Genomic DNA, 10,563 nt, shown 5'->3' with positions numbered 1-10,563 from the left:
ACCGGTCCGACCCTGTGACCTATAGTCGCGCAGCGCTGCTGCCCGGGCCTGCCGCGCTCAAACGCGCTTTTACTCCCCGGAACCTCCGCCGGATGAGCTGCGCGAGTCATTGCGGTAGAACCCCGAGCCCTTGAACGACACTCCGAGTGAGCCGAACACTTTGCGCAGCTGTTCCTGCCCGCATTCGGGGCATGTGGTCAGGGCGTCGTCGTTGAAACCCTGGTGGATGTCGAAGCTGTGACCGCAGTTCTTGCAGGCGTAGGAGTACGTGGGCATGTGTTCTTTCCTTGGCGGTGGGCCGCTGCGGCCCGTGTGACCGACCCAGAAAGTATAACCAGCCGCGCATGCGCACAATTCGCCAGCCTGACGCCGCACCCGCACCAGCCTGACGCCGCGCCCACCACGCTATTCGGCGGCCCGCAGTCCGTCCTCGGTCAGCACGGATCCGACGGTCAAGTCCCACTCCTCGGCTTCAAGATGACCGCCGAATTCCCAGGAGAAGCAGACGCCGGTGAGCGGCACCTCGTGAGCCAGAGCAGGAGCCGCGCCCCGCGGCCCGAACGTCCTGTCGTAGAACCCGCCGCCGTTGCCCAGCCGGGTGCCGTCGGCGCCGAATCGCAGGCCGGGCACCAGCACGAGCGGGGCCCGCGGGCGCTCCTGGGGGAGCACTCCCGAGGCTGATTCCGCTCCCGAGGTGCCGCCCGGGTCCCCAGCCCGATTCCGGCTGGCCGTACGGGCCAGGGTGACGAGGTGTTCGGCCAGCTGTTCCGTCGTGAGCTCTTCGCGGGGTTCGCGGATGCGCCATTTGCCCTGCGGTGGGAGGTCCATCGTGCCGGGTGCACGACCCCAGCTGAGTGGCTCGTTCGGGTGAGTCACGGGCAGGAACACGGTGCCGCCGCGGCTCATGTAGGCGTTCAGTGCGGCATCGAGGTTGGGCTCGCCGGCCAGTGCCGCGTAGGCGACGACGGCAGGCCGGTCAGCGATGAGTTCCAATGCAGTATTCGCCAGCTCCTCCTGTGCAGATGCCGGGTGCCCGCCTGACCTGCGGATTTTTCGCACCTCGGCGCGCAGGGCGGTTTTGTCTGAGTGCTTCGTCGTGTCGTTGGACTCGTCGGCGGGACTGCTCACTTTTGCTCACCTTCCGTTCATCTGACACAGCTTAGAATGACCGGCATGAAGAACCCAGAGCGAAAAGTCCGCAAGGCTGTTATCCCCGTTGCGGGACTCGGCACCCGTTTCCTTCCGGCCACGAAGGCCATCCCGAAGGAAATGCTGCCGGTGGTCGACAAGCCTGCCATCCAGTACGTGGTTGAAGAAGTTGTCGATGCGGGGCTGAACGATGTCCTCATGATCACCGGACGCAACAAGCGTCCGCTGGAGGACCACTTCGACCGTGTTGACGGTCTGGAAGAAACGCTGCGTGCCAAGGGCGATGACGCCAAGCTGGAAAAGGTGCAGAAGGCCAGCAGCCTCGCGGATGTCCACTACGTCCGTCAGGGCGACCCCAAGGGTCTGGGCCACGCTGTTCTCAAGGCCGAACAGCACGTGGGCGACGAACCGTTTGCCGTGCTGCTGGGCGATGACCTCATCGATGAGGCCAACCCCATCCTGCCGACCATGATCAAGGTGCAGGAAGCCACGGGCGGTTCGGTTGTCGCACTCATGGAAGTGCCGCAGGAAGACATCAGCCTGTACGGCTGCGCGGCTGTTGAAGATGTTGCCATTGACGGTGTTGACGCTGATTCGGCCGTCAAGATCACCGGCCTGGTCGAAAAGCCCGCCGCAGACGAAGCTCCGTCGAACTACGCGGTCATCGGCCGTTATGTTCTCGCGCCCGAAATCTTCCCCGTGCTGGCCAAGACCCCTCCCGGCCGTGGAAACGAAATCCAGCTGACGGATGCTCTGCAGACGCTGGCCGAGGACCCTTCGTCCAACGGCGTCTACGGCGTTGTGTTCTCCGGTGATCGCTACGACACCGGCGACAAGCTCAGCTACCTCAAGGCTGTTGTCACTCTGGCCGGCCGTCGCGATGACCTGGCGGAAGATCTCAACAGCTGGCTGCGCGGCTACGTGGCTGGGCTTGACTGACCTGTGTGATTCACTGGGTGCAGCTGCACCCATGTCGCACAATGACAACCGGGAGGTTCTCTGATGACCGCAGGTCAATGGCAGCCGCCGCGCAGAAGCGCGGCTGTTGCTCCGCTCGGCGGCGATTCGCTGGCCGCACAGGCCGCGACCGCCGTCCACGAGGAGCTCGACAGTGCCGGATTCGACGCCCTCGAGGCGCTCCTGCCCGATGTCGCCGGAGTCGGCCCGCTGTGTGATGCCTTTGCCGATTCGGCGGATCTCCTGGTGCTGGTTGGCGGGCTGAGCGCCGACGACAGCATGGACGTGGCCGGTGCGCTGTCGCAGTTCACCGACACTCCGCTGCCGGGGCTACAGGCGATCATCTTCGATTCGGCTCGCCGACACGGCGCGAACCACGTGCTGTTCACGGCCCCGTGGGTCGGCTGGGTCGGCACGACTCTCGCCATTGCCCTGCCGGCTGACGAGGCGGTCGCAGCTTCCGTCATGTCCGAAATCCTGCCGCTGTACGCGGACGTGTTGGATCAGCGTGATAACGGCACTGTGCCGGGTGGGCCGTCGGGTGGTTTTGGTTCCCGAGGCGGTTCGCGCGGCAGCTCCCGCGGTTGGGGCGGACCGCAGCGCGGTCAGTCACAAGACAAAGGTGCCGATGATGAACAGCCCGGCGGCGCCTCGATCCTCCAGATGCCCCGCCCCGTCACCCCTGACGATGAAGGTGACGCCTAAGCGCAGCTCCTGGGTGTGTTTGGTGTGGGTGTTCCATGGTGGCCGATGCGGCTGACCGGGCCGCAGGGTGTGATTCTGCGGCCGCTGAAACGCGCTGACGCTGAAAAGTTTGCCGAGGTCAGGGTCGCTAATCGCGATTGGCTCCAGCCCTGGGACGCAACCCTGCCCGGTAGGGACATACGGGGTGGTGCTTTGGCAGGGGAAGCTCCCGGTTCTGACGAGGGGCGTTACGGCCCCGAACTCGAAGCCGCCCTCCGCAAAGAGCGCGCAGCCTTCCATTCCATGCGGCGGGCACTGCAGTCGCAGGCCAGACGGGGTGTGGCGTTGCCGTTCGCTCTCGAGGTGGACGGCAGCTTCCGCGGGCAGGTCACCGCGTCGAGTATTCAGTGGGGGTCGATCAGCTCAGTGCAGATCGGCTACTGGATAGATTCGCGTCTTGCCGGCCGTGGACTCATGCCGCTGGCCGTGGCAATGACCGCCGACGCGTGTTTCTTCGACCTGGGGCTGCATCGCGTCGAGATCAACATTCGTCCCGAAAACAGCAAGAGCCTGCGGGTGGTTGAGAAGCTCGGCTTCCGGTTTGAAGGTGTGCGCCGCGGGTACATGCACATCGCGGGCAACTGGGCGGACCACCGTTCCTACGCGCTTCTTGCTGACGAGGTGCCGACTGGGCTCGCCAGCGCCTACATCCGTGACCGCGGGTGGGGTCAGAGGTAAGCCCGGCATGACGTGAAGTGTGGTCGGCGGCCGGAGAGCGCCTCGGGAATTGAGCTCCCCGGCAGGTGAGGGGGAGTGGGTTTCTGGAGGGCGCCTCGGGCAGGGAAAATGAGTGGACGCTGACAATGTGACAGACACACCGCGAGGCATCCCCAATCCGACATTGGGTGTGCATATTGTTGTGTTTTGGATGATCAGCGAAATCGGCGCCGGACGGACACATCTATGAATTCACACAGCTCATCGACCACGCGCGGCCCGCAGGAAACTGCACGCGGCGCGCAGAATGCTGCCCCGACCCGTGAAGCTGCAGTTGACGGTGCACACGGTGGTGCTGAGGTTGGTGCCGGCGTGGACACACGGAATGTGCGTCGTGCGCTCGGCGTTGGTGTTCTGTTCTTCGGTCTGGCAACGATCGTCACGTTCTTCTTTGCTCTGTTCGCGGCCCTGACCTGGGCGGTTCCCGTTCTGAGCGCGGCTATGGCGCTCAGCTGCGTGCTGGTTGTCATCGCCATCAACGGCGAAGCGTCGGAAGGTGCTGTTGAGCGCCGCTCGGCACCGGTGGCTTCGTCTGCTGCGCCTGTGGCTGCGGCTCCGGCGGCGAAGGCTGCTGAGCCTGCCCCGGCTGCGAAGGTTCCCGCCGCGAAGTCCGAACCTGCCGCGCCCGCCGCCAACGCTGAAGCGCCCTCCGTCAAGGTCACCCCGCAGGTGCCGGCCCAGAAGGGGCAGACGAGCGGCACCTCGTCCGTTTCGAAACTCATGTCGAACCGCAGCGGTGCGGCTCGCGAAACTCGTGCGGAGCGCGTGCGTCGTCTGGCGGCAAGTTCCATGCGCCGTAACGATGTTCCCAGCCGCGAGGTGCTTGACCTCGAGGCCCCAACCGGCGAAATTCCGGTTGTTTCCACTGGTGAGAAGCGTGTGCGCGAGGTCGTCGCGAGCAGTGAGTTTGCACCTCGCCCGGTGCCGGAGCCGACCTACGTCAAGGTGGCTCGTGCGGCTGGCGAAAGCGCGGCGCAGGACGGCGCGGCTGCTTCGGCTGCCGAACGTGAGTCGGCTGCTGAACACTTCGCCGCCGCCGAGGGCACTGTTCCCGAACTGGTCGATGCCGCGAAGGAAGACGACGGCACCGCTGCTCTGAAGCACGGCCGGAAGGCTATTCGCGCCGATAAGCAGGTTGCGAAGCCGGGTGCCGTGTCGCGTGCCGCGGAGGACGCCGCATACGAAAAGGTCAACGACCTGCTGGCTCGCCGCCGCGCTTGATCTTTAGCCTGCGGCTGCGTTCAGCCCGCCGCCGCGCCTGAGTTCTAGCGCTTCAAGCCCCGTCCGGTTCTTACACCGGACGGGGCTTCAGCGTTTCAGCGTCTGCATACAAAAGTGGAGGCGGGCTCGATGCCCGCCCCCACTTTTACGCCGCAGCTAACGCGCCCAACCGCAGCTGACGCGCCCAGCTGCCGCAATCACGTAGGCCGAATCACCCCACGGGTGTGGCGACATCACCCCACGGGTGTGGCGACGTATTTGATTTCGAGGTATTCGTCGATGCCGAACTGCGAACCTTCGCGGCCCAGACCGGATTCCTTCACACCGCCGAAAGGCGCAGCCGGGTTGGATACCAGCCCGGTGTTGAGCCCGACCATGCCGGCTTCGATCTGCTCGGACAGGCGGAGTGCCTTTTCGAGGTTCTCGGTATACAGGTAGGACGAAAGCCCGAACTCGGTGGCGTTGGCCATGTCGATGGCTTCGTCTTCAGTATCGAAGGTGTAGATCGGGGCAACGGGGCCGAAGATCTCTTCGCGGTTGATCGCAACATCGGCGGGGATGTTCGTGAGCACGGTGGGCTCGTAGAAGAACCCGTCGCCTTCAACCCGCTTACCGCCGGTCACGACGTGAGCACCAGCCGAAACAGCTTCGTCCACCAGCTCAGCAACCTTGTCGAGTGCCTTTTCTTCAACCAGCGGGCCGATGTCAACGCCGTCCTCAAGCCCGTTGCCGACCTTGAGCGCTTCCATCCGCTCCGCCATCCGCTTGGCGAATTCGTCGGCAACAGAAGAGTGCACAATGAGGCGGTTTGCCGCGGTGCAGGCTTCGCCGATGTTGCGCATCTTCGCCTGCATTGCACCTTCGACGGCCTTGTCGAGGTCAGCGTCTTCGCACACGATGAACGGTGCGTTGCCGCCGAGCTCCATCGAGGTCTTGAGCACGTTGTCAGCGGCCTGCTTCAGCAGGTTCTTGCCGACATCCGTGGATCCGGTGAACGAAATCTTGCGCGCAATGCCGGATTCCATCCACGGGGTGACCACTCGGCGGGCAGAGCTCGACGTGACGACGTTGACCACACCTGCGGGAACACCGGCTTCGACCAGCACTTCCATAAGCATGAACGATGTCAGCGGGGTCAGCTGCGCGGGCTTGAGCACAACGGTGCAGCCTGCTGCCAGCGCGGGTCCGATCTTGCGGGTGCCCATGGCCAGCGGGAAGTTCCACGGCGTGACCAGGATGCACGGGCCGACCGGCTCCTTGGAGATCATGAGGCGGTTCTTGCCGTCGGTGGACTTCATGTAGTCGCCGCCGATGCGCACGGCCTCTTCGGAGAACCAGCGGAAGAATTCGGCGCCGTAGGCGACTTCGCCCTTGGCTTCGGTGAGCGATTTGCCCATTTCAGCGGTCATGACCGCACCGATTTCGTCCTGCTTCTCCATGAGCAGTTCGAAGGCGCGGCGCAGGATTTCTCCGCGTTCGCGCGGTGGGGTGGCAGCCCACGATTTCTGTGCCCGGCCAGCTGCTTCGATGGCGTCTTGGGCGTCTTTTTCGCTGCCGTCGGCAACTTTCGCAATGACTTTGCCGGTTGCGGGGTTGATGACGTCGATGGTGTCGCCGGTTTCGGCGTCGCGCCACTGCCCGTCAATGAACAGTCCGGTGTTGACCTTGTCGATGATCGACTGCACGTCCATGCTTGAGCCGTCCTTTCTTGTCGCTCCTGTGCCAGTGTATGCCCCGAGGGCGCCGCCCGGCTGACCGTTTTGCCTGCTGGTCAGCGCTTGTTCTGGCCAGCTGACGAGGCGCCGCTCACCACCGCACACCACTGCCCGGTTTCGCTGTGCTCACCGGGCACACAGCCGCCGAGGTGGAACTGAGCTGGCGCTCTTAAGCTCACCTCGGCTGGCGCTCACTTCACGTGTTCGGCGTATTCGGGGTGCTTTTCGATGTAGTGCTCGACGTAGCTGCACGAAGGTGTGAACGTGAACCCGTCCTGGACGGATTCACTGAGTGCATGCCCGACGATCTGCCCTGCAACGCCTTTTCCGGTGTAGCCGTCGTGGGTGACGGTTTGGAAGAAGTCGCGGTGGGTGCCGTTTTCGCTGTAGGCGGCGAAGCCTGCTTCTTTGCCGTCGATGAATCCGACGTAGCGCTTGTTGTCGCGCTGGTGTTCGATGTTGACGTCTGTCATGGGTTTCCCTTTCGCTGCTGGGCTGGCCGCGGCCTCGGGGCGCCCTCAGGCTGAACCCCTGGGTGCAGGCGGCGTCTCATCCGGCCCAACGAAGTGAGACACTCACCTTATTCCGTTTACAGTGGTGAGCAGCACATGCAAACCCGACCGCCAAAACCCGCACACCCAAAGCACACCGCCAAAACCCGTGGGAGGTTCCCTTGTTGAACATCGATGCTGAAACCCTGCTGTCGACGGTGTCGTCAGCGCAGGCGCGCGACGGCATGCGCGAAGCTCTGCGTGCCGGCTATGACCCGGATACGTGCCTGCCGCGCACATCGGCGGAGCTTCCCAACGGCCAGTTCCTGTTCATGCCCAGTGCGGCTGATGAGTTCGTGGGCATCAAGGTCCTTACCCTCACCCCGGAGAACGCCGACCGTGGACTGCCGACTATTCAGGGCAGCGTCCTGCTGTTCGACGGCCAGACCCAGGCGCCTCTGGCAACCGTCGATGGTGCCGCGATCACCGAGCTGCGCACTCCCGCGCTGTCAATGGCCGGTGTGAAGGACGTGCTGCAGCGCCGCTTCGCCGATGGCGTCCACATGGTGATCTTCGGTGGGGGAGCGCAGGCTGCTGCTCACGTCGAAGCCGCCCAGGCCACAGTGCCTGTTACCTCGCTGACCGCTGTCGTCCGCGGTGAAGGCAAGGCGCAGAGGGTTGCTGCCAAGGCCGCCGAATTCGGCATCGAGTTCACGGAGGCTATCTCCAACAGCCCCGAAGCCATCGCCGCAGTCGAAAATGCCGGCTTCATTGTGACTGCCACCGGCGCCTCGGAACCGCTGCTGGAGGACTCTCACGTCCGCGATGATGCCGTTCTCGTGGCGATGGGCTCCCACCTGCTGGACGCGCGCGAACTTCCCGGCGATCTGCTGGGCCGTTCGACCGTCGGCGTCGAATCGATCGACAACGGCAAGCGCGAAGCCGGCGATGTTCACCAGGCCATCGAAGAAGGCCACTTGAGCTGGGATGACGTTCTGTCGTTCAGCGAGATTGTGAAGTCTGAGGGTGCTTGCATTCCGGACGACCGCCCCTTTGTGTGGAAGTCGGTCGGCCAGGGCTGGGAAGACATCGTGGTGGCCGGCCTGGCCTATCGCGCTGCTCTCAAGGGCTCCACCGCACTCAAGGACTCCGACAAGTGAGCTCACTGACCATCCGTCAGGCCGAACCCGCTGACGCTCCCGCGTTGGTCGACCTCATCGAGTCGGCCTACCGCGGGGATCGTTCGCGCACCGGCTGGACTACGGAGGCCGACCTCCTGGACGGCCAGCGGGTCGACCTGCCGATGGTCGAGCAGATGCTCAGCACCTCGACTGTTCTGGTCGCCTTTGCCCAGGATCACGAGGCGCCTGCCGGCTCCCACTCTCCTCTTGCCACCGTGACGCTTACGAATGAGGGCGATGGTGTGGCGTATTTCGGCACGTTTGCGGTGTCACCAGAAGCGCAGGGGAGTGGCGTGGGCAAAGAGCTCATGGCGTTTGCCGAATCCTTCGCGCAGCACGAATGGGGTACAACTTCCATGCGCATGACGGTTATCAGCAAGCGCGCCGAGCTCATTGCGTTCTATGAGCGTCGCGGCTATCGGCGCACGGGCGAAACCGAGCCGTTCCCGTACGGGCAGGAGCGCTTCGGCGTGCCCAAGGTCGACGATCTCGAGTTCGCGGTTCTCACAAAACCGCTGTCCTGAATCCTGTTTCTTAACAGGCGGGATTATGTCCCGCGCGTTGTGTGATCGTGGGCACATTGGGTTTAGACTCGTCAGTAGCCATCCGCCGGACAGTTCGTGTGTCAGCGGTCGGCCCACATAGACGTGGGTTGGCTTCTGCGCTTCGGCCTGTGCGGCGGCACGCTGTTTCCACAGGAAGCGAGGACACATGCTCAAGGGAATCCCTTCAACTCTCGGTGACAGCTACCAGCTGAACACCACCACTCTGATGCGGCACGCGGTGAAGAACTTCCCGCAGCAGGTCATCACCCACCGCACGAATGACGGTGAGTGGCACAACACGACGTATGCCGATTTCGGCAAGCGAGTCAGCCGTCTGGCGCACGCTTTGGACAAACTGGGCATCGGCCCGGGCACGATGGTCGGTGTTGCCGACTGGAATTCGCTGCGCCACTTCGAGCTCTACTTCGGCATTCCGGGTGTTGCGGCGACGATGCTGCAGATCAACATCCGCCTGGCTCCGACTGACATTCAGTACGTTGTCAACCACTCGAACGCCGAGTGGATCTTCATTGACGAATCCCTCCTGCCGATTGCTGAGGCGATTGCCAAGGCTAGCTACGTTAAGGGCTTCGTCATCATGACGGACAAGCCGTCGTCGGAAGTTGATCACAACCTGCCGAACGCCTACTTCTACGAAGATCTGCTGGCTGAGGCCGCGGAAGAGCACGGCGATGACTACGAATTCCAGCAGGTCGAAGAGACCACGGCCTGCTACGCCGGCTACACCACCGGCACAACGGGCCGCCCGAAGGCCGTCTACTATTCGCACCGTTCCATGTACCTGCACGCTATGGCGGTCATCAGCAACCTCAAGGTCGACTTCACTGACGTTGTTATGCCGTTTACGCCCATGTTCCACGTGCTGTCGTGGGGCTTCCCGCAGGCTGCAATGGGTGCGGCCGCGAAGCTCGTGCTGCCGGGCATGTTCTCGGCAACCGACATCGGTCCGGTGGCCGAGGCGATTGCCCGCGAGGGTGTGACCGCCACGAACGGAGCCCCCGCACTGTTTGCGCCGATTCTTGAGTACTTCCGTTCGCTGGACACTCCGCCGGACCTGTCGCGCACCCGCATGATCGCCGGTTCCACCGAACCTCCGGTTGCGCTCATGAAGGGCTTCAAGGAACTGACCGGTGCCTATGTCATCCACGGCTACGGAGCGACGGAAACGTCCCCGCTGGCGTCGATCAACTGGCAGCTGCCGCCCTGGCTCAACGACTTGTCGGAGGACGAACAGTGGGACATCCGCCGTGCCCAGGGCCTGCCGCTGCTGGGTGTGGAGTCCCGCGTGGTCGACCCCACTGGCGAGGATGTTCCGCACGACGGCAAGTCCAACGGCGAGATCATCATGCGCGGCCCCTGGATCACGGAGTCGTACTACAAGCTCGATGACAACGACGACCGTTTCATGGACGGCTGGTGGCGTTCGGGCGATGTCGCCGTCATCCTGCCGTCGGGTCACCGCAAGATCACCGACCGCCTGAAGGACGTCATCAAGTCCGGTGGTGAGTGGATCAGCTCGATCGACATGGAAAACGCCATCCTCGACGAACCCGCTGTCCTCGAAGCCGCTGTCATCGGTGTGCCGGATGCCAAGTACGACGAACGTCCCGTCGCTTTCGTTGTGCCCCGCCCCGGCAAGGAAGTCACCGATGACATGGTCATTGACGTGCTCAAGAGCCGCTTTGCCAAGTGGCAGCTGCCGGACAAGATCGTCATCACCGACGAGCTGCCCCGCACCTCGGTCGGCAAGCTCGACAAGAAGGTTCTGCGCAGCGAATGGGAACAGAAGAACAGCTGACCTGACCAGCACCTTCACCCTCAC

General features: G+C 63.7%; 11 protein-coding genes. 7 read left to right on the top strand and 4 right to left on the bottom strand.

Annotated features, from left to right (window positions below; all coding sequences use genetic code 11):
- Positions 1-69: 69 nt before the first annotated feature.
- Together HMPREF3087_RS03705 and HMPREF3087_RS03700 are read right to left on the bottom strand one after the other, a co-directional pair.
- Entirely contained in the window at positions 70-276 is a 207-nt protein-coding gene (locus HMPREF3087_RS03705; RefSeq protein ID WP_062020504.1) for an FmdB family zinc ribbon protein, read from the bottom strand.
- A 129-nt stretch (positions 277-405) separates the two neighbouring features.
- Complete coding sequence (locus HMPREF3087_RS03700; RefSeq protein WP_070428105.1) at positions 406-1,128, bottom strand: 5-formyltetrahydrofolate cyclo-ligase; 723 nt, start codon at positions 1,126-1,128, stop codon at positions 406-408.
- Between the two features lie 45 nt (positions 1,129-1,173).
- Here HMPREF3087_RS03700 and galU point away from each other — a divergent pair, with 45 nt between their 5' ends.
- The 4 genes from galU (at position 1,174) to HMPREF3087_RS03680 (ending at position 4,788) form a co-directional block, all read left to right on the top strand.
- On the top strand, positions 1,174-2,088 hold the full coding sequence (galU, locus tag HMPREF3087_RS03695; RefSeq protein WP_061942010.1) for a UTP--glucose-1-phosphate uridylyltransferase GalU: 915 nt from the start codon (positions 1,174-1,176) through the stop codon (positions 2,086-2,088).
- Positions 2,089-2,151: 63 nt separating this feature from the next.
- Positions 2,152-2,811, top strand: coding sequence for a hypothetical protein (locus HMPREF3087_RS03690; RefSeq protein ID WP_070428104.1), 660 nt, complete (start codon positions 2,152-2,154; stop codon positions 2,809-2,811).
- A 45-nt stretch (positions 2,812-2,856) separates the two neighbouring features.
- Positions 2,857-3,528 (top strand): GNAT family N-acetyltransferase, encoded by a 672-nt coding sequence (locus HMPREF3087_RS03685; protein WP_070428199.1) that lies wholly within the window; start codon positions 2,857-2,859, stop codon positions 3,526-3,528.
- Between the two features lie 225 nt (positions 3,529-3,753).
- A complete protein-coding gene (locus HMPREF3087_RS03680) occupies positions 3,754-4,788 on the top strand; it encodes a hypothetical protein (protein WP_070428103.1) in 1,035 nt (344 codons plus the stop codon).
- Positions 4,789-5,021: 233 nt separating this feature from the next.
- Here HMPREF3087_RS03680 and HMPREF3087_RS03675 read toward each other — a convergent pair whose 3' ends face one another.
- Entirely contained in the window at positions 5,022-6,479 is a 1,458-nt protein-coding gene (locus tag HMPREF3087_RS03675) for an NAD-dependent succinate-semialdehyde dehydrogenase (protein WP_070428102.1), read from the bottom strand.
- Between the two features lie 215 nt (positions 6,480-6,694).
- On the bottom strand, positions 6,695-6,976 hold the full coding sequence (locus HMPREF3087_RS03670; protein ID WP_070428101.1) for a GNAT family N-acetyltransferase: 282 nt from the start codon (positions 6,974-6,976) through the stop codon (positions 6,695-6,697).
- Between the two features lie 200 nt (positions 6,977-7,176).
- Here HMPREF3087_RS03670 and HMPREF3087_RS03665 point away from each other — a divergent pair, with 200 nt between their 5' ends.
- The 3 genes from HMPREF3087_RS03665 to HMPREF3087_RS03655 all read left to right on the top strand — a co-directional run bounded on the left by HMPREF3087_RS03665 (position 7,177) and on the right by HMPREF3087_RS03655 (position 10,539).
- Complete coding sequence (locus HMPREF3087_RS03665) at positions 7,177-8,154, top strand: ornithine cyclodeaminase family protein (protein ID WP_141738859.1); 978 nt, start codon at positions 7,177-7,179, stop codon at positions 8,152-8,154.
- Positions 8,151-8,699: a GNAT family N-acetyltransferase gene (locus HMPREF3087_RS03660; RefSeq protein ID WP_070428099.1), complete on the top strand. Its 549-nt coding sequence runs from the start codon at positions 8,151-8,153 to the stop codon at positions 8,697-8,699. Before HMPREF3087_RS03665 ends, HMPREF3087_RS03660 begins: the two co-directional genes overlap by 4 nt.
- 187 nt (positions 8,700-8,886) lie before the next feature.
- On the top strand, positions 8,887-10,539 hold the full coding sequence (locus tag HMPREF3087_RS03655; protein WP_070428098.1) for a long-chain-fatty-acid--CoA ligase: 1,653 nt from the start codon (positions 8,887-8,889) through the stop codon (positions 10,537-10,539).
- Positions 10,540-10,563 lie beyond the last annotated feature (24 nt).

The sequence above is a fragment of the Brevibacterium sp. HMSC22B09 genome (assembly GCF_001806795.1).
GTDB lineage: Bacteria > Actinomycetota > Actinomycetes > Actinomycetales > Brevibacteriaceae > Brevibacterium > Brevibacterium ravenspurgense.
The sequence above is the reverse complement of the archived record's forward strand: the minus strand, read 5'-3'. Positions and strand labels throughout refer to the sequence as shown.

Coding starts and splice junctions, on each gene's coding strand:
- HMPREF3087_RS03705 (WP_062020504.1), bottom strand. CDS start 276: ATGCCCACGTACTCCTACGCCTGCAAGAACTGCGGTCACAGCTTCGAC.
- galU (WP_061942010.1), top strand. CDS start 1,174: ATGAAGAACCCAGAGCGAAAAGTCCGCAAGGCTGTTATCCCCGTTGCG.
- HMPREF3087_RS03690 (WP_070428104.1), top strand. CDS start 2,152: ATGACCGCAGGTCAATGGCAGCCGCCGCGCAGAAGCGCGGCTGTTGCT.
- HMPREF3087_RS03685 (WP_070428199.1), top strand. CDS start 2,857: ATGCGGCTGACCGGGCCGCAGGGTGTGATTCTGCGGCCGCTGAAACGC.
- HMPREF3087_RS03680 (WP_070428103.1), top strand. CDS start 3,754: ATGAATTCACACAGCTCATCGACCACGCGCGGCCCGCAGGAAACTGCA.
- HMPREF3087_RS03675 (WP_070428102.1), bottom strand. CDS start 6,479: ATGGACGTGCAGTCGATCATCGACAAGGTCAACACCGGACTGTTCATT.
- HMPREF3087_RS03670 (WP_070428101.1), bottom strand. CDS start 6,976: ATGACAGACGTCAACATCGAACACCAGCGCGACAACAAGCGCTACGTC.
- HMPREF3087_RS03655 (WP_070428098.1), top strand. CDS start 8,887: ATGCTCAAGGGAATCCCTTCAACTCTCGGTGACAGCTACCAGCTGAAC.